This window comes from Myxococcus dinghuensis, assembly GCF_024198235.1.
Taxonomy (GTDB): domain Bacteria; phylum Myxococcota; class Myxococcia; order Myxococcales; family Myxococcaceae; genus Myxococcus; species Myxococcus dinghuensis.
The window spans coordinates 515,019-532,750 of record NZ_JAKCFB010000001.1; the positions used below are offsets into that span (position 1 = coordinate 515,019).

Consider the following 17,732-nt stretch of genomic DNA (forward strand, 5'->3'; position numbering starts at 1 on the left):
CCCTTCCGCGTTTTCCGGTGGCCTAGTAAGCTCCCCACGCCCATGATTCGCCGACCGCAAGCGTTCGCCGCCCCGCTCCTCGCACTCGTGCTCGTGACGGGTTGTCACATCGAGCTCCAGCACGACCTGAGCGAAGCGGACGCCAACGAAATCTACGTCCTGCTCAGCAAGAACGGCATCAACGCGAAGAAGGAGAAGGAGGAGGGCGGCAACGAGGTGCGGTTCATGATCACCGTGCCCAAGACGGACGCCACCGAGGCGGCCGAGCTGCTCAAGCTCAACTCGCTCCCCAGGCCCATGGAGAAGGGGCTGTCGCACTTCGCCAAGGGCAGCATGGTCCCCACCGCCACGGAGGAGCGCGCCATGCTCCTCAAGGCCATGGCGGGCGAGGTCTCCAACGCGCTCAACCAGATCGACGGCGTGCTGGAGGCTCGCGCCATCGTGATGATCCCGGAGAACAACGACCTGACGCAGCCGGAGAACAAGCCGATGCCGTCCGCGTCGGTGTTCATCAAGTTCAGGCCGGGTGATGGTGGCAAGCCCCCCATCGACATCCCCGCGGTGAAGGCCTTCGTGGCCACCGCGGTGCCGGAGCTGCGCACGGAAGCCGTCACGGTGCTGATGACGGCCGCGCTCGGTCCCAAGGCGGAGAGGACCGACGAGAACCGTCAGCAGGACGTGCTGGGGCTGCGCATGACGGCCGCCAGCGCCAGCCAGTTCCGGATGATGCTGGGCGGCGTGTCGGTGCTGGTGCTGGCCATGATGGGCCTGACGTTCTGGTCGTTCACGCGTGGCGGTGGCGCGGCGGGTGGCGCCCCGGCCGCGCGTGGAGGCTCCCGTCCCCGCGTCCGTCCGCCCGAGTCCTGAGGCCTTCGCGCCCCTCCCGGTGGGGCGTCCTTCTTCCTCCCAGCGGGCGTCCGTGGGGCCCGCGAGGTGACGTTTGGACTCGTTCTTCACCTCGCTCAACAAGCGCCAGAGCATGCTGCTCCTGACGGCCGTGACCTTCGGCGGTCAGGAGAGCGTGGGCGTCATGGAGCACCTCCCGTCGGAGGAGGGGGACCTCTTGCGCCACCGCGCGCAGGAGCTCCTGCAGATTCCCCGCGAGAAGCGCATCCCCGCGCTCGTGCAGGAGATCAAGCGGCTGGTGAAGGAGCGCCGCGGCCAGCTCTGGAGCGCGGAGCCGGAGCGGCTGGCCGCGCTGCTGCAACGTGAGCGGGGCGCGCTGGTGGAGATCGTCCTGCGCGCGTTGCCGGCCTCCCTGGCGGAGGCCGTGCGGGCCCACCTGCCGCCGACGCGCATCAAGCTGGGGCGCGAGGTCCGCCCCCAGGTGCTGGACATCGTGCGGTGGAAGCTGGAGGAGGCGCTGGCGCGTGAATCGGGCGCGTCCCAGTCCGCCGGCTTCAAGTTCGCCGACGTGCTCCAGTTGCAGCAGCGCGAGCTGCTCACCATGTGTGATCGACTGGGCGCGCGCGTGCTCGGGCCGGCGCTGGCGGGCCTGCAGGACGGCGAGCGGGACGGCCTGGTCGAACAACTGCCGCCGGACCTGAAGCTCCTGGCCACCAAGGCCGTGGCGGCCAACGCGCCCCGGAAGCTGCCGGAGGAGGACGCGCGCGCGCAACTGGAGCTGCATGACGGCCTGCGCAACCCCGCCGGCGCCATCCGCAGCGCGGGCGTGCAGCGGCTGGCGCGCGCCTGCGTGGCGCAGTCGCCGGAGTTCGCCGCGCGCATGCTGGAGAAGTACCGAGGCGAGTTCGGGAGCCTCGTGGCGAAGTGGGTGCGGGAGGAGCGCATCCGTCCCACCGCGCGCGGCGACGGCGGGCGCACCGACATCGTCATGGACCTGGAGCGCCTGGCGAGCCGGGGGCTCATCTCCCGGCCGGTGCGGCTGGCCACGGCTCCGCCCCCGCGCCAGTCCGCCGTGCTCCCGCCTCCGCCCGGCGCGCGCAAGGCCGCTGCCCGCGAAGCCGCCCCCGCCCCCGCGCGCGACGGCTCCGCCATCCGCCAGGCCCCCGTGCCCGCGGAGGGCTCCGCGGTGCGGCAGGCCCCGGCGCGGGACGGCTCCGCGGTGAGGCAGGTCCCGTCCGCGCGCGAGGGCTCCACGGTGCGCCCACCCCAGGCGCGGGACGGCTCCGCGGTGCGGCAGGTCCCGTCCGCGCGGGAGGGCTCCACGGTGCGCCCACCCCAGGCGCGGGACGGCTCCGCGGTGCGGCAGAGCCCACCTGCTCGAGAGGGCTCCGCGGTGCGTGGGTCGTCGTCGCGCGAGGCGGAAGGGGGGCGCGAGGCGTCTGCGGTGAACGCGCCGCCCCGAGGAGGCCTGACGAGCCGTCGTCCACCGGACGCCGAGCCGGGGGGCCGCCGCGACTTCATGGCCGAACGCGCCGCCCGCCGCGCGGGGGCGGTGTCCAACCGCGAGCGGGAGGAGTCCCAGGTGGCCCGGCCCGCGCGAGAGGGCGCCGCGGACGGCTCGGCCGTGCACCGCGTCCCTCCCCGCCGCGAGCCCACCTCCACGGGGGCGCCGTCCAACCGCGAGCCGGGGAGCGGCGAGCCCCGTCCCAGCCGCCCGGCGCGTCCAGCCCCGGACGGGGCCCGCATCGGGCCTCCGCCGTCGCGACTGGGCAACCGGGGCGCCCGCTCCGCGGGAGACCCGGCGCCCGAGGCGTCCGCCGTGCGCGAGCGCTCCCGGGTGGGCGCGGGTGAGTCCTCCCGCGTCCAGCAGGCGCGCGCGCGTCCGGAGCCATCCCTGGCGCAGGACGAGCCCGAGGGCTCGCGCGTCTTCCGCTCGCGCTCGTCCGTGAGCATCAGCGCGGTGCGGCTCGACCCGGCCCGGGACGCGCGGCCGCCGCAGCAGGAGGCCCGGCCTCCCCGGGTGCTGGCCGGGCGGGCCGCCACGTCCTCCACGCCCGCAGCGCCCTCGGGCGGAGAGGGGACGTCCGTGCAGCGTCGGCCTCGCGCCCCGTCCGAGTCGGACAGGCCGGTGCCACCCGGCGTCGGGGGGCGTGGACCCAAGGGCGGAACGCGCTAGCATCCGGCCCGCAAGGAGCGGCCCATGGCGATCGGCAAGGTGATCAAAGGTGACGGGACGGCGGAGCCGTCCCTGGTGGCGGACCGCCCGGTGTTGCGCCCCCCTCGCGCGGGCGTGATGAACGCCGAGGTCTTCGAGGCCCGGCAGGGCGCCCAGTCCATCCTCGAGGATGCGCAGCGCGAGAAGGAGCGCATCCTCGCGGAGGCCCTGCGCGAGAAGGAGGAGCTGCTCGCCAAGGCCCGCGAGCAGGGCCGCGAGGAGGGCCTCGCCCAGGCGACGGAGGTCATCCTCCGCGCGAAGATGCAGGCGGGGGAGATCCTCGGCAACTACGAGCAGGACGTCATCGCCCTGGGGCTGCGCATCGCGGAGAAGATCGTCGGCCGCAGCCTGGAGAAGGACCCGGACCTGATGGTGGAGCTGTGCGCGGCGGCCATCGACAACCTGCGCAGCGCCCGGTCCATGATCCTCCGCGTCCACCCGAAGACGGCGGCGGTGCTGCGGGCGCGCAAGCCCGTGCTGATGGAGCTCATCGGCCGGGCGGTGGACCTGGCCATCAAGGAGGACGCGGACGTGGCGCCCGTGGGCTGCATCGTCCAGACGGAGTTCGGCACCGTGGACGCCCAGCTGCCCACCCAGCTCGAGATGCTCCAGAACGTCCTGTTGCCGGACGTCAACGGCCGCAAGGAAGGGCCGGCCTAGCGCCGGGGAGTCACGCCCATGGCCATCGACCTCTCCCACTACTTCGACCTCATCAAGGACGCGCAGACGGTGCGCGTGCGCGGCCGCGTCACGGAGCTGACCGGCCTCATCATCAAGGCGAGCGTGCCCAACGTGCGCGTGGGCGAGCTCGTCCTCATCAAGAGCCGCGCCCGGGGCGCGGTGAAGGCGGAGGTGGTGGGTTTCCAGGGCGACGAGGTGATGCTCATGCCCCTGGGCGAGCTGTACGGCATCGGCCCGGACAGCGAGGTCATCCCCACCGGCAAGCCCCTGAGCATCAAGTGCGGCGAGGCGCTCCTGGGGCGCGTGCTCAACGGCATCGGCGAGCCCATGGACGGCAGCGCGCTCCCGGACGAGGGCCTCGTCGACTGGTCCGTGGACCGCGACTGCCCGGACCCGTTCACGCGCCAGCGCATCGAGCGGCCGCTGCCCCTGGGGGTGCGCTGCATCGACGGGCTCCTGACGGTGGGGGAGGGCCAGCGCGTGGGCCTCTTCGCCGGTTCCGGCGTGGGCAAATCCACGTTGATGGGGCAGATCGCCCGGAACACCCAGGCGGACCTGTGCGTGGTGGCCCTCATCGGCGAGCGTGGTCGCGAGGTGCGCGAGTTCATCGAGGACGCCATGGGCGAGGAGGGCATGAAGCGCTCCGTGCTGGTGTGCGCCACGTCCGACCAGCCCAGCCTCGTGCGCCTGCGCGCCGCCTACGTGGCCACCGCCATCGCCGAGTACTTCCGCGAGCGGGGCGGCAACGTGCTGTTCATGCTCGACACGGTGACGCGTCTGGCCCGCGCCCAGCGTGAAATCGGCCTGGCCATCGGCGAGCCCCCGGCCCGCCAGGGCTACCCGCCCAGCGTGTTCTCCATGCTGCCCCGCATCCTGGAGCGCACGGGCAACTCGCAGAAGGGCAAGTGCACCGCCATCTACACGTGCCTCGTGGCCGGCGGCGACATGGAGGAGCCCATCGCGGACGAGGTCCGCGGTATCCTCGACGGCCACTTCATCCTCAACCGCGCCCTGGGCGAGCGCAACCAGTGGCCGGCCATGGACGTGCTCGCCAGCCTCAGCCGCGTGATGAGCGGCATCGTCTCCAAGGAGCACAAGAAGGCCGCGGGCAAGCTGCGCGAGACGCTCTCCACGTACGAGAAGCAGCGCGACCTCATCCTGCTGGGCGCCTACCAGTACGGCACGGATCCCCGCACCGACTACGCCATCGACAAGTACGACGCCATCATCGACTTCCTCAAGCAGGACACCCACTCGAACTCGGGCTTCGACGAGACGGTGGAGAAGCTCATCGCCCTGTTCGAGGAGTAGTCCGCCCGGGACGGGGGTGCGTCCCGGGGATTCCGGGGTAGGATGGGGGGACCATGCCCGCGTACCGGTTGGAAACGTTGCTGGAGATGCGCTCGAGGGCCAAGGAGGAGGCCGAGCGCGCCTTTTCGGACGCCATCAAGGCGCTGGAGAAGGAGAAGGCGGAGCTCCAGCGGCTGATCGACGACCTGGAGCGCCGCAAGCGCGAGCGCAAGGAGAAGGTCGCCGCCTACTTCAAGGAGATCATGGCCAAGGGGGCCGGCATCAACGGCCTCAACATGATGAGCCGCTTCGAGGATCGCCTGAAGGACGAGGAGGCGCAGGTGGCCCTGGAGGTGGACCGCCAGCGGGAGGCGGTGAAGGTGGCCGAGCGGCTGGTGGAGCAGCGCCGCCGGGAGATGGCGGAGGCCGCCAAGGAGCTCAAGGCCATCGAGAAGCACAAGGAGACCTGGCAGAAGCAGGTCCGCGCCGAGCGCCAGCAGCGGGAGGAGCTGAACCAGGAAGAGATTGGCAATGCCTTGTTCCTGGCGCGTCAGCGCAAGTAACCTGCCGCCACCCCTTCCCTCGGGAAAGATGTCATGAGCCGAGTCGACGACGACCGTGATGCAGCGCGCCTGGCCGAGCGCCTCATGCAGGAGAAGAAGCTCGCCGAGGGCCAGGCGAAGAAGCGACAGGAGGGGGCCTCAGCCTTCCAGAAGCTGATGCAGCCGCAGGCCCAGCCCCAGGCGACGACGCCCACCCCCACGCCCCAGACGCCGGGCGGCGGGCTGGCCCGCCAGGTGCTGGCCAAGGCGACGCAGGACGGCAAGACGTTCGGCGAGCGGCTCCAGCAGCCCCAGCAGAACACCCAGCAGGGCATGGCCCAGACGCAGCGCAGGGCGGACACGGGCGCCACGGAGAACCGCGCCCAGGCCCGCTCGGCGGACGCCAAGGACGACCGCCGCACCGCCGAGGGCCGCGATTCGGACATGAGCAGCGCCGAGTCCTCCCTGGGCCAGGTCAACTCGGAGCGGGGCGCCGCCATCCGCGCGGACGCCGACGCGGGCGGGGGCAAGGGCGGTGGTGGCGGGGGCGGCAAGGACAAGAAGGAGGGCGGCGCGGAGATGGCCCCCGGCTTCCGGTTCAACCCCGCGCTGATGGCGCCGGTGCCGGTGGCCAAGCCCAAGGACACGGCGGGCTCCGAGCGGCTGCGGGCCATGGCGAGCGAGATCGCCCAGAAGATCGTCGAGCGGGTGCGCGTGGGCACCAACGCCGCGGGCATGGCCGAGTTCCAGATCGACCTGCGCGGCGACGTCCTCAACGGCCTGTCCATCAAGGTCAGCGCCCGCAACGGGAAGATCTCCGCCACCTTCTCCGGCACCAACCGCGACACGCTCAAGCTGCTCGAGGAGCACAGCGAGGGGCTGCGCACCGCCCTGGGTGGCCGCGGCCTGAAGCTGGAGAACATCCGCTTCGAGGCCAAGACATGAGCGTGGGGCCGGAGGACGAAGGTCCTGGCGTCCACGAGCGGACGATGCTCGTGGACCTGCGCAAGCTGCAGGCCCGGCCGGAGAAGGCCGAGCGGGCGGAGCCGGCGCCGCGCTCCGAGCGCGTCGAGCCGTCGCGCGCCGAGTCGCAGCGCGCCTGGCGCCCGTTCACGTTCAAGAACCTGGAGAAGGTCTCCCGCGCGCAGGGCCTGTTGGCGGAGCGCCTGCGCTGGCTGACGCCGACGGAGGGGACGCTGGCGGCGATGTCCACGCGCCTCAAGGGCCTCTTCGACGGAGAGGTGAGCCTGTCGGTGGAGTCCGTGCAGGTGCGGCCCATGGCGGAGCTGCGCCGCTTCCTCGGGGACCCGACCTTCCTCGCCGTGCTGGCGCCGGGCGCGCTGCCGGGCCGGGCGGTGATGGAGGTGGAGCTGACGCTCGCCCACTCCGCGGTGGACCTGCTGCTGGGCGGCGCCGGGGAGACGGTGGGCCTGAGGCCGCTGACGGACATCGAGGAGGGCGTGATGGGCTACGTCATCCTCGAGGCGCTGCGGGTGCTGGTCCCCGCGCTCCAACCGGGGGTCCCCAGGCCGAGGCTGGATGGCGTGGCCCGGGGCGTCGACGAGGTGTCCGCGCGCCTGGGGGATGACGGCCCCATGCTGACGGTGCACCTCAACGCGACGCTGGGGCCGCATCGCGGCATGGTGCGCCTGGTGGTGCCCGCGGCGGTGCTGGAGGCGGCGGAGCCCGCGGTGGACAGCATCCAGCGGCGCGCCCGCGTCAAGGGGGACCTGGCGACCAACGCCCGGCGCCTGTCGGCGGTGCGCGGGTGGCTCCGGGCGGAGATCGGCACGGCGGAGCTGACCGCGCTCGACCTGGCGAGCCTGCGCGTCAAGGACGTGGTGCTGGTGGACGCCCTGTCGGCGCGGCCGGACCGGGGCGAGAACGGCACCGCGCGGCTGCTGCTGGGGCCGGGACGCGCGGGCCGGGCCGAGGCCGAGCTGTACCTCGAGGACGGGCAGTACCAGGCGCGCATCATCGAGATCATCCCCGGGGAGCCGGGGAACCCCCGCTCGGCGACGGAGGAGGGCGGGGACGAGGACGAGGAATTCACCAACCCGGAGCTGGATGTGCCTCCGGATGCCGAAGGGGCGGCCTTGGACGACGTGAACAAGCCGGACGGAAGCGACCTTTTGGGCGACGTTCCGCTGCAGATCGCCGTGGAGCTGGCCCGCATCCCCATCACCGCCGAGGAGGTGGTGGGCCTGCGCGCCGGAGAGGTCATCGCCCTGGGCCGTGGCCCCGGTGAGCCGGTGGAGCTGTCGGTCAACGGCAAGGTGGTCGCCCGCGGCGAGCTGGTGGAGCTGGAGGGGCAGCTGGGCGTGCGCGTCACGACCCTGGCGAGCTGAGGCCTCCTTCGCGGCGAGGGGCGGGCGGGAGAGCGCGGGCGGCCTGACGGGGGCCCGTGGCGGTCCTCCGGCCGATGCACTAGCCTCGCCCCCCGAGCCATGGCAGTCATCCGTAACCCCCTCATCCGCCTGTCCCTGGGCGCCGTGTTGGCCTTCGCGCCCGGCGTCGCCGTGGCGCAGGCCCCGACTTCCGCCGCATCCACTCCGCCCCAGCAGGTCGCGCCTGCCGCGGAGTCCCCGAACCCCACCAGCACCGGACGGCCGGAGCAGGGTGGGGTGAAGCCCGCTCCCGCCACGAGCGCGCCGTCTTCGGGCGCGGCCCCGTCCCCCAGCGGCGCCGGGCCGTCCGAGGTCCCGACGGGCGCCGCGCCAGCCGTCTCCGCGGGAGGGCCCGCCCAGCCGGCCCCGGCCGCCGTCGAGGAGGCGCCCCGGCCCGGTGAGGCCGCGAAGTCCGCCACGGAGCCCCCGCCGTGGAGCGACGACCTGTCCTCGGAGGCCGCGTCGGAAGAGCCGGAGAGCATGGGGTGGATGCTGGTGCGCACGCTGTTCGTGCTCGGCGCGGTCGTCGCGTCCATCTACCTGACGCTGAACGTGGGGCTGCGCCGGTTGATGGGGCTGCAGGGCGCCACGCCGGGGCGGCAGACCGTGGTCTCCGTGGTGGAGCGGTTGACGTTGGACCCCAAGCGCTCGCTCTTCGTGGTGAAGGCCGCGGACGAATACCTGCTGGTGGGCGGCGGCGAGTCCGGCCTCCAGCTCCTGTCGAAGCTGGACACGGAGGCGGTGGAGCGCATCCGCGCGCAGGCCTCCCCACCTCCCGTGGTTCCCCTGAGCCCCTTCCTCCAGAAGCTCCTTTCCCGTCGCTCCGGTGGCTCGTCGTCCCAGCCCCCTGGCGCCTGATGACACCCTTCCCGTGAACGCCCCGACCCCCGCCCGAACCTTCCTCCCACGCGTGTCGCCCTGGCTGTTCGCGGCCGCGGTGTCGCTCCATCCCCTCATCGCGCTCGCGGAAAAGAAGCGCGGCGGCTCGGCCATCCCGGAGTCCGTCGCGAACGAGGCGGTGAACAGCGACTCCTTCACGTCGCGCCCGCTCATCCTCATCCTCGCGCTGGCGGCCATGGGCCTGGTGCCCTTCGCGCTGATGATGGTGACGAGCTTCGTGAAGATCTCCGTCGTGCTCTCCATCGTCCGCTCGGCGCTGGGCACGCAGCAGATTCCGCCCACCCAGGTCATCACCGGGCTGGCGGTCATCCTCACCGTCTACATCATGGCGCCCGTGGGCACGGCCATGTACCGCGAGGCGGGCGTGGACGTCTGGGCCAAGGGCCCCGGGGTGTTCTCCTCGGAGACGGTGGGCTCGCTGCTGGGGGCCGCCAACAAGTCCAAGGAGCCCCTGCGCGCGTGGCTGATGAAGAAGGTCACCGTGAAGGACCGCTCGCTCTTCTACAACCTCGCCAAGAAGATGCGGCAGGGCGAGGACCGCGACGCGGTGAACGACGACGACTTCATGGTCATCATCCCCGCCTTCGTGGTGTCGGAGCTCAAGGAGGCCTTCCAGATCGGCTTCCTGCTCTTCGTGCCCTTCATCGTCATCGACATGGTGGTGGCCAACATCCTGCTGGCGCTGGGCATGCACATGCTGTCGCCCACCACCATCTCCATGCCCTTCAAGCTGCTGCTGTTCGTGCTCGTGGACGGCTGGTACCTCATCGCCAAGGGCCTCGTGGTCGGCTACCTGTAGGAGGAAGACACCCCATGAACCAGCTCACGTTCATCACCCAGGAGGCGCTGTTCCTGGTGCTCGTGGTGTCCGCCCCCCCGGTGCTCATGAGCCTCCTGGTGGGCTTCATGATCTCCCTGTTCCAGGCCACCACGCAGATCCAGGAGCAGACGCTCACCTTCGCGCCCAAGGTCATCATCGTCTTCGGCGTGCTCGCCATGACGGGACCTTGGATCGGCAGCCAGTTGATGCGCTTCACCTTCCACGTCTTCGACCGGTTCCCCGCGCTCATCAAATGAACGTCGCGGACATCGTGTCCGAGCTGGCCGCTCGGGCGAACCTCTCCGCCGCCATCTTCACGGTGGCCCTGCTGATGTGCAGGGTGATGCCCGTGCTCATCTTCAGCCCGTTCCTGGGCGGCGAGGTGGTCCCCACCGAGCTGAAGATGGGCGTGGGGCTGACCCTGTCCATCGTGCTGTACCCGTCCATCTCGAGCGTCATCACCACCATCCCCCTGAGCGCGCTGCCGTACATCGCGTTGATGGCGAAGGAGGTCTTCATCGGCTTCGTGATGGCCTTCGTGGTCAACACCGTGTTCGAGGCGGCCCGCGTGGCGGGCACGCTGGTGGACACCATGGCCGGCAGCAACAACGCGCAGTTGTACGTGCCCGCGCTGGGGCAACAGGTCTCGCTGTTCACCAACCTCAAGGTGCAGTTGGCGGTGGTGCTCTTCCTCACCCTCAACGGCCACCACCTGGTCATCCAGGCGCTGGCGGACAGCCTGGTGCTGGTGCCGCTGGACGGCTTCCCCCGCTTCAGCACGGGCTCCTGGTCCTTCTTCGACCTCATCATCAAGGTCTTCGCCGGCATGATGCGGGTGAGCATGGCCCTGGCGGCCCCGGCGATGCTGGCCGCCTTCCTCACCGACGTGGCGCTCGGCGCCATCAACCGCGTGGCGCCTCAAATCCAGGTGTTCTTCATCTCCATGTCCATCAAGCCGCTCGTCACCGTGCTCATCACCTTCCTGGTGTTCGGCGCGCTGCTGGGCCGCATGCAGGACGAGATGGCCTCGATGCTGCGCATGCTCAACGACGCCCTCAAGCTGCTGGCTTGAGCCGCCTGACCCGGACACGCGCCCATGTCGGATGACGGTGGAGACAAGACAGAAGAACCGTCGCAGAAGAAGCTCGACGACGCGCGCAAGAAGGGCCAGGTCTGGAAGAGCAAGGACCTCAGCGGCGTGGCGGTGCTCGTGGTGGGCCTCGCCGCGCTCAAGGCGTCCTGGGGGACGCTGGAGACGGAGGTCTCCAGCCTGTTCACCTTCACCTTCGACCACATGACGCGCGGAGGCGACGACCTGCGCGTCGCCACCGGCCAGCTGCTCTACCTGGCCGTGCGCGCGCTGCTCATCATCTCCCTGCCCGTGCTCGTGGCCGGCGCGGTGGTCGGCGGCCTGCTGGAGTTCCTCCAGGTGGGCTCGCTGTTCACCATGGATCCGCTGATGCCCAAGCTGGACAAGCTCAACCCGCTCGGCGGGTTGAAGAACATGTTCAGCAAGAAGTCGCTGGTGGAGCTCCTGAAGAACCTCATCAAGATCTCCGTCACCGCCTACGTCGTCTACGGCGTGGCCCGCGACGCCATGCCCCTGGTCCTGGAGACCGTCCGCCAGGACACGCGCACCATCATGGTCATCATGGGGGAGCTGGTGACGCGGGTGGCCACGCGCGTCGCGCTGCTCTTCGTCCTCTTCGGCATCTTCGACGTCTGGTGGCAGCGCAAGTCCTACATGAAGGACATGATGATGTCGAAGGACGACGTGAAGAAGGAATACAAGGAGAGCGAGGGCGACCCGCACCACAAGGCCAAGCGCAAGGAGTTCCACCAGGAGATCATGGAGGGCGCGCAGATGGAGGCCGTGCGCGAGGCGGACGTCATCGTCACCAACCCGGACCACGTCGCGGTGGCGCTCAAGTACGACCGGGAGAAGGACGGCGCGCCCCGGGTGTTGGCCAAGGGAATCGACCACAAGGCCGAGCGCATCAAGGGGATCGCCCGCGAGCAGGACGTGCCCACGCTGCGCAACGTGCCGCTGGCGCACGCGCTGCTGCGCGTGGAGGTGGGGCACGAGGTGCCCGAGGAGCTGTACGACGCCGTCGCGGAGGTCCTCAACTTCGTCTACGGACTGAAGCACGGCGCGCCCGGGCCCCAGGTCCGCGCATGAGGGACGCGGGTGCGGCTATCATCACCACGACGCCCTGGAGCGCCCCATGAGTGACGATACCGAGATCGCCATCGCGCTGAAGTACGACAAGGAGAAGGACAGCGCCCCGCGCGTGGTGGCCAAGGGCCTGCGGCTCAAGGCGGAGAAGATCCGCGCCATCGCCAAGGAGCACAACATCCCCATCATGCGCAACGTGCCCCTGGCCAACGCGCTGTACCGGGTGGAGGTGGGGCAGGAGGTGCCGGAGGAGCTGTACGACGCCGTCGCCGAGGTCCTCAACTTCATCTACGAGCTGCAGCGCGAACAGGCGGCCGCGTCCGGAAAGCGGTAGGGGGCTTTACGGCTCCCCCCTTCCTGGGGTGAGCTTGGGACCCACGATGGCCAGAATCAACAATCAGCCCCCCAAGGCGCCGCTGTGGCCTTGGGGAGGACCCCGCAGCGTCCGTGAGCGGCTCGTCGACCCGTCCCAGGTCGACCGCAAGAAGCTGCGCAAGACGGGCAACCCCAAGAACCCCGCGCTGGCGTCCTCGGCGCTGCTGGACTTCATCGGCCCGGCCCACTCCTCGGAGGAGCTGCGCCTGCCCCTGCCGCCGCACCCGGGCGGGCACGACGCGGACCTGGAGGGCTTCAGCGACCGGCCCCACCTGGCCAGCGTGGCCGGCCGCGGCGGTGACGACGAGCGCCGCATGCTCGAGCGGGGCCTGGCGCGGGTGAACGCGCCCCCCGAGCGCCTGGAGCGCCTCAAGGCGCTGCTCCAGCGCGAGTCCTCCATGCTCACCCTGGTGGATCAGGTGAACGAGGAGACCAAGGAGATCATCCGGCGCATGTGGGCCGAACAGAAGGACGAGGGCTACTAGCACCATGCCGTCGGAGGATTCGCAGGACGAGGCGAAGCTGGCGGCACTCCTCCAGCGCTGGGCGGACGGCAAGGCCACCCTTCGCGAGGTGCGCGGCTACTCGAACGACGAGCTCTACGCCATCGCCAAGACGGCGTACTTCTTCTTCTACCAGGGGCGGATCAACGAGGCCCGCACGCTCTTCCAGGGGCTGTACGCCGTGAACCCCACGGACGCGTACTTCGCCAAGGCGCTGGGCGTGGTGGAGATGGCCGCCGGGAACGGGCAGGGCGCGCTCGCCGCCTTCGACGTCGCCGCCAAGCTCGCCCCCCAGGACCCGTCCGTCTACGTGGGCCGGGCGGAGGTCAAGCTGGCCCTGAACCAGAAGCAGCAGGCCATGGAGGACCTCCGCCGCGCCGCCGCCATGACGCCCCCGGAGGACCCCGTCGTCCGGAAGGCCGGGGCCATGCTGACCGCGCTCGGACGCCGTTGATTTCAGCACATTTCTATACCCGGCCGGGGGATGGCGCCGGGTAGGTGAGCCTGGAACAGTCTGCTAGGCTCGCTTCGTTCACCCCAACCCTCGATGTGGAGAGGTGGAGAGGTTTCATGAGCACGAGTGTGAAGAAGCTCCCGCTGCCGCCGGAGCCTTCGGAGCTGGTGGAGAAGCGCGAGAAGCTGCTGGCGGAGCTGGAGGCCCAGACCAAGACGGCCCAGGGCACGTTCCTCCAGGTCGTCCGCACGATGAAGATGCTGGTCTCCTCCACCTCCCCGTCGGCCCCCTTCGACGAGAAGCTGTACGGTGACGTGACCGGCGCCCTCAACCGCTTCATGAAGGACCCCATCCTCCCGGTTCCCGCCGTGCTGGGGCTGGCGGTGTCCTACCTCCAGGACCGCCTGAACACCTACGGTGTCACCATCCAGAACGCGGTGAAGGAGATGAACCCGGAGATGGCGGCGAAGCTGGCCTTCACGCCTCCGGCCGAGGCCGCTGGCGGCGCTCCCGCGCCCGCACCGGCCGCTCCCCGCCCCGCGACGGGGGTCGCCACCAAGGACGGCTTCGAGGGCTCCTCCAACCGGCGCGGGCTGTCGCTCGACCCGGAGGCCAGCCCGCCGCCCCCGGCGTCTCCCCCGAAGGAGGCCCAGCAGCTCGAGTCCTTCAAGGCCTGGATGAAGAACCCCAGCCTGGGCAAGTTGAAGGGCTGATTCCCCGTTTTCCCCACCGGGCCCGGGCCGGCGAAAATGCCGGAAATGATCCCGGAAAAGTCGCAGGAAACTCCCGAGCCCTCGCCCCGATAATCTGTTTGTAGCCGGCGCTGCACTCCGCCCCGCAGCATCAACCGAACCAAATCACAGGAGAACGTCATGAGCATCTCTGCCAACTTCAACTCCGCGGTCAGCAGCATCATGCAGGGTTCTTCCGCGATGAACGACATGATCGCGAAGGCCCCGCCGGAGCAGCAGGACTTCCTCCGCGCGCAGCAGAAGATGCAGCAGGAGGAGCAGATCACCCAGCTGATCAGCAAGGCGATCGCCTCCTTCGGCAAGCAGGCCGACTCCGTCATCCAGAACATGGGCCGCTGAGCAGTCTCTTAGCTCTCAGCCTCATGCTTCATCCCCGGCCTCGCACCAGCTCCTGGAGCTGTTGCGAGGCTGGTTCATTTTCGGCGTCCCACCGGGGGCGCGCGCTCCGTCCGCGAGTCGAAACTTTCTGCCCGGTGCGTGCGAGAATCCCGGGGAACCCACCCCTTCGGAGAGTGCGTCACATGGCCCCGCCTGTCACGAATGGTCCTCGCCCCGCAGCCGCCGCCCCGCGCGCCGCCGCGCCCGCGACCCAGCCGCTGAGCCCCGCTCGCCAGGAGCAGCGGGCGATCCTCGACGACATCAAGAAGAAGCCCGCCGCCGAGCTGACCGCCGCGGACCGCAAGGCCTTCGCGGACGCCGCGGGCACCGACAAGCTGCTGGAGAACATGGAGTTCCTCGGCTTCTTCGGCCAGAGCTCCGTGACGAAGATGTCGGAGAAGCTGGATGCGGACATCTCGAGCTTCCTGAAGTCGAACCCCAACGCCTCCCTGGCCGACATCGAGAAGCACGTCACGGAGCGCTTCAAGTCCCATCTCTCCAACACCGTGGTGGGGAAGATGGCCATCGACAACGCGATCAAGCAGATGCTGGCCCGGCTCGAGGCCGCCAAGGACGGCTGGGATCGCTGAGCGCGACAAAGGATGTACCTGACTGGTGGGGCCGGCGGAGGCGGGCTAGACTCCCGGCCGCCTCCGAACTCGCCCCGGGGATGAGTCCAGATGACGACGACCCAAGCCAAGGCGCCGGTCTCCAACACTGAAGGAAAGCCGCTGTCCGGTCCGGAGTTGCTGGAGCGGGCCACCGAGGGATTCAACCTCTTCCAGGACGGCCGCTTCCAGGAGTCCCTGGCCGTCTTCGAGCAGCTCGCGGCCTCGGATGGTTCGGAGGCCTACTTCCAGACGGCGCTCGGCGCCTGCCACCTGGCGCTGGAGGACCTGGACCAGGCGGAGGCCTTCTTCGACCGGGCCATCGAACTGGACCCCACGGACCTGACGCCGTTCGTCAACCGGGGAGAGGTCCACCTGCGCCAGGGCAAGGTGATGGAGGCCGCGCGGGACTTCAACCACGCCGTCTCCCTGGACCCCGAGGGCAAGGATCCGCTCAGCGCCCGGGCGCGCATGCTGGCCGCCGCCGCGCTGGAGAGCGTGGAGGAGGCGCAGGGCGTCTCCGAGCCGGGCTCCGAGCGGCGCTAGTCCCTCGTCCCGGCGGTTTCTTCTCCTCCTGATTCCCGAACCCGGTCCGGTCGGGCCCCGCGAGGCCCCCCTTGGGCTGGGGGCCGGGGGCGGACTAGGATGGCTCCCCGCTGATGTCCGCCTCCAATCCGAACAGCTTCCTCTCGAAGTACTCCGACATCGTCCTGGCCGTGGTCGTGGTGTGCATCGTCGGGATGATGATCGTCCCGCTGCCCACGCTGCTGCTGGACGTGCTGCTGACGCTGAACATCAGCATCTCGGTGGTGCTGCTGCTGGTGTCCCTCTACGTGCCGGCGGCGCTGCACCTGTCGGTGTTCCCGACACTGCTGCTCATCACCACGATGTTCCGGTTGTCGCTGACCATCTCCACCACGCGCCTCATCCTCCTGACGGGCGATCCGGGCGAGGTGGTGGTCGCGTTCGGCAACTTCGTGGTGCAGGGCAACTTCGTCGTCGGCGCCATCCTCTTCATCATCCTGGTCATCGTGAACTTCATCGTCATCTCCAAGGGTTCGGAGCGTGTCGCGGAAGTGGCCGCGCGCTTCACCCTGGACGCGATGCCGGGCAAGCAGATGTCCATCGACGCGGACCTGCGCGCGGGCTCCATCGACCAGGACCAGGGCAAGAAGAAGCGCCGCGACCTGGAGCGTGAGAGCCAGTTGTTCGGCGCCATGGACGGCGCCATGAAGTTCGTGAAGGGCGACGCCATCGCCAGCATCATCATCACCGTCGTCAACATCGTCGGTGGTCTCGTCATCGGCGTGACGCAGAAGGGCATGTCCGCGGCGGACGCGGCGCAGAAGTACACGCTGCTCACCATCGGTGACGGCCTGGTCGGCATGATTCCCGCCATCCTCGTGTCCACCTGCGCCGGCATCATCGTGACGCGCGTGGGCGGCGAGGAGGAGGGGGCCCACCTGGGCAAGGACATGGGCAGCCAGCTCACCGCCTACCCGAAGGCCATCGCCATCGCGGCGGGCATGCTCATCGTGCTGGGCCTGGTGCCGGGTCTGCCCAAGATTCCCTTCTTCCTGCTGGGCGCGGGCGCGGGCTTCGGCGCGTGGTCGATGCTCAAGAAGCAGAAGGAGTCGGAGATGGTGGAGGAGGCGGGCCCGGCCATGGAGACGGACCTGGGCACGCCCATGTCGTCGGAGCCGGCGCCCAAGGAGCCGATGAACCCGGACTCCGAGCTCTTCATCCCCGTCGTGACGCCCATCGTCCTGGAGGTCTCCGACGCGCTGGTGCCCTATGTGGACTCGCGCCAGGACAACGGGAAGTTCCTCTTCGAGCTCATCCCGTTCATGCGCGACGGCCTCTTCGTCGAGCTGGGCGTGCGCTTCCCGGGCGTCCGCGCGCGCGGCAACGCGTCGCTGCCGCCGGGGGCGTACCAGATCCAGATCAACGAGGTGCCCGTCGTCACCGGCCAGGCCACCCTGGGCCACGTGCTGGTCAACGACACGGTGGAGCGCCTGCGGTTGATGAACATCCAGGGCTTCGAGGCCATCAACCCGGCCACCCGTCAGCCCGCCGCCTGGGTCCCCGAGCAGCACCGCGACACGCTGGAGGCCGCGGGCCTGACGACGTGGGACGTGCCCGGCTACATCATCCTGCACGTGGCCGCGGTGCTGCGGCGCAACGCGCGCGAGTTCATCGGCGTCCAGGAGACGCAGACGATGCTCGAGCAGTTGGAGAAGGCCTTCCCCGCCATCGTCAAGGAGGTCATCCCCAAGGTCGTCAACGTGCTGAAGCTGACGGACATCCTCCAGCGCCTCGTGGAGGAGGAGATCTCCATCCGCGACCTGCGCGGCATCCTCCAGGCCCTGGCGGAGTACGGCCAGGTGGAGGCGGACAACGTCATGCTCACCGAGCACGTCCGCGCCTCGCAGCGCCGCTACATCTCCCACAAGTACGCGCGCGGCAGCGGCACCCTGGTGGTCTACCTGCTGGACCCGAACATCGAGGAGGCCATCCGCGGCTCCATCAAGCGCACCTCCGCCGGCGCCCACCTGGCGCTCGAGCCGGAGCTGGCCCAGGAGATCGTCCAGGCCGTCCGCTCCGAGTGTGGCCACCTGCCGCCCAGCGCCCAGCGCCCCGTCATCCTCACCGCCATGGACATCCGGCGCTACGTGCGCAAGCTGCTCGAGTACGAGTTCAACCCCTCGTTCTCCGTGCTCAGCTATCAGGAGCTGTCGCCCGAGCTGAACATCCAGCCCGTGGCGCGCATCTCCACCCGGTAGCGGTGCGGCCTGACCCAGGTCC

Annotated in this window: 20 protein-coding genes; all 20 read left to right on the forward strand. The window is 70.1% G+C overall.

Going from position 1 to position 17,732, the window contains the following annotated elements:
* Positions 1–42: 42 nt before the first annotated feature.
* The 20 genes from LZ198_RS01845 (at position 43) to sctV (ending at position 17,710) form a co-directional block, all read left to right on the forward strand.
* Positions 43–867 carry a type III secretion protein gene (locus LZ198_RS01845; RefSeq protein ID WP_253970094.1) on the forward strand — a complete coding sequence of 275 codons (825 nt, stop codon included), beginning with the start codon at positions 43–45 and terminating at the stop codon, positions 865–867.
* A 73-nt stretch (positions 868–940) separates the two neighbouring features.
* The gene (locus LZ198_RS01850; RefSeq protein ID WP_253970095.1) at positions 941–3,022 is read left to right on the forward strand and encodes a hypothetical protein; all 2,082 of its coding nucleotides are present in this window, start codon (positions 941–943) and stop codon (positions 3,020–3,022) included.
* Between the two features lie 24 nt (positions 3,023–3,046).
* Positions 3,047–3,721 carry a FliH/SctL family protein gene (locus LZ198_RS01855; RefSeq protein WP_253970096.1) on the forward strand — a complete coding sequence of 225 codons (675 nt, stop codon included), beginning with the start codon at positions 3,047–3,049 and terminating at the stop codon, positions 3,719–3,721.
* 18 nt (positions 3,722–3,739) lie between these two features.
* Positions 3,740–5,053 carry a type III secretion system ATPase SctN gene (gene sctN, locus LZ198_RS01860; RefSeq protein WP_253970097.1) on the forward strand — a complete coding sequence of 438 codons (1,314 nt, stop codon included), beginning with the start codon at positions 3,740–3,742 and terminating at the stop codon, positions 5,051–5,053.
* A 53-nt stretch (positions 5,054–5,106) separates the two neighbouring features.
* Complete coding sequence (gene sctO, locus LZ198_RS01865; protein ID WP_253970098.1) at positions 5,107–5,595, forward strand: type III secretion system stalk subunit SctO; 489 nt, start codon at positions 5,107–5,109, stop codon at positions 5,593–5,595.
* A 33-nt stretch (positions 5,596–5,628) separates the two neighbouring features.
* Positions 5,629–6,519 carry a flagellar hook-length control protein FliK gene (locus LZ198_RS01870; RefSeq protein ID WP_253970099.1) on the forward strand — a complete coding sequence of 297 codons (891 nt, stop codon included), beginning with the start codon at positions 5,629–5,631 and terminating at the stop codon, positions 6,517–6,519.
* Positions 6,516–7,922 carry a type III secretion system cytoplasmic ring protein SctQ gene (gene sctQ / locus LZ198_RS01875; protein WP_253970100.1) on the forward strand — a complete coding sequence of 469 codons (1,407 nt, stop codon included), beginning with the start codon at positions 6,516–6,518 and terminating at the stop codon, positions 7,920–7,922. The genes LZ198_RS01870 and sctQ overlap by 4 nt, the downstream gene beginning before the upstream one ends.
* 99 nt (positions 7,923–8,021) lie before the next feature.
* Positions 8,022–8,819 carry a FliO/MopB family protein gene (locus tag LZ198_RS01880; RefSeq protein ID WP_253970101.1) on the forward strand — a complete coding sequence of 266 codons (798 nt, stop codon included), beginning with the start codon at positions 8,022–8,024 and terminating at the stop codon, positions 8,817–8,819.
* Between the two features lie 13 nt (positions 8,820–8,832).
* Positions 8,833–9,660, forward strand: coding sequence for a type III secretion system export apparatus subunit SctR (gene sctR / locus LZ198_RS01885; RefSeq protein ID WP_253970102.1), 828 nt, complete (start codon positions 8,833–8,835; stop codon positions 9,658–9,660).
* Positions 9,661–9,674: 14 nt separating this feature from the next.
* Positions 9,675–9,938: a flagellar biosynthesis protein FliQ gene (gene fliQ / locus LZ198_RS01890; protein WP_253970103.1), complete on the forward strand. Its 264-nt coding sequence runs from the start codon at positions 9,675–9,677 to the stop codon at positions 9,936–9,938.
* Positions 9,935–10,753 (forward strand): flagellar biosynthetic protein FliR, encoded by an 819-nt coding sequence (locus LZ198_RS01895; protein ID WP_253970104.1) that lies wholly within the window; start codon positions 9,935–9,937, stop codon positions 10,751–10,753. The genes fliQ and LZ198_RS01895 overlap by 4 nt, the downstream gene beginning before the upstream one ends.
* Before the next feature lie 24 nt (positions 10,754–10,777).
* Positions 10,778–11,860 (forward strand): type III secretion system export apparatus subunit SctU, encoded by a 1,083-nt coding sequence (gene sctU, locus LZ198_RS01900; protein ID WP_253970105.1) that lies wholly within the window; start codon positions 10,778–10,780, stop codon positions 11,858–11,860.
* 46 nt (positions 11,861–11,906) lie between these two features.
* Positions 11,907–12,191, forward strand: a complete 285-nt coding sequence (locus LZ198_RS01905; protein WP_253970106.1) for an EscU/YscU/HrcU family type III secretion system export apparatus switch protein — start codon at positions 11,907–11,909, stop codon at positions 12,189–12,191.
* Between the two features lie 46 nt (positions 12,192–12,237).
* Complete coding sequence (locus LZ198_RS01910; RefSeq protein ID WP_253970107.1) at positions 12,238–12,717, forward strand: hypothetical protein; 480 nt, start codon at positions 12,238–12,240, stop codon at positions 12,715–12,717.
* Between the two features lie 4 nt (positions 12,718–12,721).
* Positions 12,722–13,189, forward strand: a complete 468-nt coding sequence (locus tag LZ198_RS01915) for a SycD/LcrH family type III secretion system chaperone (protein WP_253970108.1) — start codon at positions 12,722–12,724, stop codon at positions 13,187–13,189.
* A 116-nt stretch (positions 13,190–13,305) separates the two neighbouring features.
* Entirely contained in the window at positions 13,306–13,902 is a 597-nt protein-coding gene (locus LZ198_RS01920) for a hypothetical protein (RefSeq protein ID WP_253970109.1), read from the forward strand.
* A 159-nt stretch (positions 13,903–14,061) separates the two neighbouring features.
* Positions 14,062–14,280 (forward strand): hypothetical protein, encoded by a 219-nt coding sequence (locus tag LZ198_RS01925; protein WP_253970110.1) that lies wholly within the window; start codon positions 14,062–14,064, stop codon positions 14,278–14,280.
* A gap of 182 nt (positions 14,281–14,462) precedes the next feature.
* Positions 14,463–14,909, forward strand: a complete 447-nt coding sequence (locus tag LZ198_RS01930) for a hypothetical protein (protein ID WP_253970111.1) — start codon at positions 14,463–14,465, stop codon at positions 14,907–14,909.
* Positions 14,910–14,999: 90 nt separating this feature from the next.
* Positions 15,000–15,473, forward strand: a complete 474-nt coding sequence (locus LZ198_RS01935) for a tetratricopeptide repeat protein (RefSeq protein WP_253970112.1) — start codon at positions 15,000–15,002, stop codon at positions 15,471–15,473.
* A 113-nt stretch (positions 15,474–15,586) separates the two neighbouring features.
* Positions 15,587–17,710, forward strand: a complete 2,124-nt coding sequence (gene sctV, locus LZ198_RS01940; protein WP_253970113.1) for a type III secretion system export apparatus subunit SctV — start codon at positions 15,587–15,589, stop codon at positions 17,708–17,710.
* Positions 17,711–17,732: the final 22 nt, after the last annotated feature.

Excerpts from the sequence above, each read along its gene's own strand:
- LZ198_RS01845 (WP_253970094.1), top strand. The coding sequence starts at position 43 with ATGATTCGCCGACCGCAAGCGTTCGCCGCCCCGCTCCTCGCACTCGTG.
- LZ198_RS01855 (WP_253970096.1), top strand. The coding sequence starts at position 3,047 with ATGGCGATCGGCAAGGTGATCAAAGGTGACGGGACGGCGGAGCCGTCC.
- sctN (WP_253970097.1), top strand. The coding sequence starts at position 3,740 with ATGGCCATCGACCTCTCCCACTACTTCGACCTCATCAAGGACGCGCAG.
- sctO (WP_253970098.1), top strand. The coding sequence starts at position 5,107 with ATGCCCGCGTACCGGTTGGAAACGTTGCTGGAGATGCGCTCGAGGGCC.
- LZ198_RS01870 (WP_253970099.1), top strand. The coding sequence starts at position 5,629 with ATGAGCCGAGTCGACGACGACCGTGATGCAGCGCGCCTGGCCGAGCGC.
- sctQ (WP_253970100.1), top strand. The coding sequence starts at position 6,516 with ATGAGCGTGGGGCCGGAGGACGAAGGTCCTGGCGTCCACGAGCGGACG.
- LZ198_RS01880 (WP_253970101.1), top strand. The coding sequence starts at position 8,022 with ATGGCAGTCATCCGTAACCCCCTCATCCGCCTGTCCCTGGGCGCCGTG.
- fliQ (WP_253970103.1), top strand. The coding sequence starts at position 9,675 with ATGAACCAGCTCACGTTCATCACCCAGGAGGCGCTGTTCCTGGTGCTC.
- LZ198_RS01895 (WP_253970104.1), top strand. The coding sequence starts at position 9,935 with ATGAACGTCGCGGACATCGTGTCCGAGCTGGCCGCTCGGGCGAACCTC.
- sctU (WP_253970105.1), top strand. The coding sequence starts at position 10,778 with ATGTCGGATGACGGTGGAGACAAGACAGAAGAACCGTCGCAGAAGAAG.
- LZ198_RS01905 (WP_253970106.1), top strand. The coding sequence starts at position 11,907 with ATGAGTGACGATACCGAGATCGCCATCGCGCTGAAGTACGACAAGGAG.
- LZ198_RS01910 (WP_253970107.1), top strand. The coding sequence starts at position 12,238 with ATGGCCAGAATCAACAATCAGCCCCCCAAGGCGCCGCTGTGGCCTTGG.
- LZ198_RS01915 (WP_253970108.1), top strand. The coding sequence starts at position 12,722 with ATGCCGTCGGAGGATTCGCAGGACGAGGCGAAGCTGGCGGCACTCCTC.
- LZ198_RS01920 (WP_253970109.1), top strand. The coding sequence starts at position 13,306 with ATGAGCACGAGTGTGAAGAAGCTCCCGCTGCCGCCGGAGCCTTCGGAG.
- LZ198_RS01925 (WP_253970110.1), top strand. The coding sequence starts at position 14,062 with ATGAGCATCTCTGCCAACTTCAACTCCGCGGTCAGCAGCATCATGCAG.
- LZ198_RS01930 (WP_253970111.1), top strand. The coding sequence starts at position 14,463 with ATGGCCCCGCCTGTCACGAATGGTCCTCGCCCCGCAGCCGCCGCCCCG.
- LZ198_RS01935 (WP_253970112.1), top strand. The coding sequence starts at position 15,000 with ATGACGACGACCCAAGCCAAGGCGCCGGTCTCCAACACTGAAGGAAAG.
- sctV (WP_253970113.1), top strand. The coding sequence starts at position 15,587 with ATGTCCGCCTCCAATCCGAACAGCTTCCTCTCGAAGTACTCCGACATC.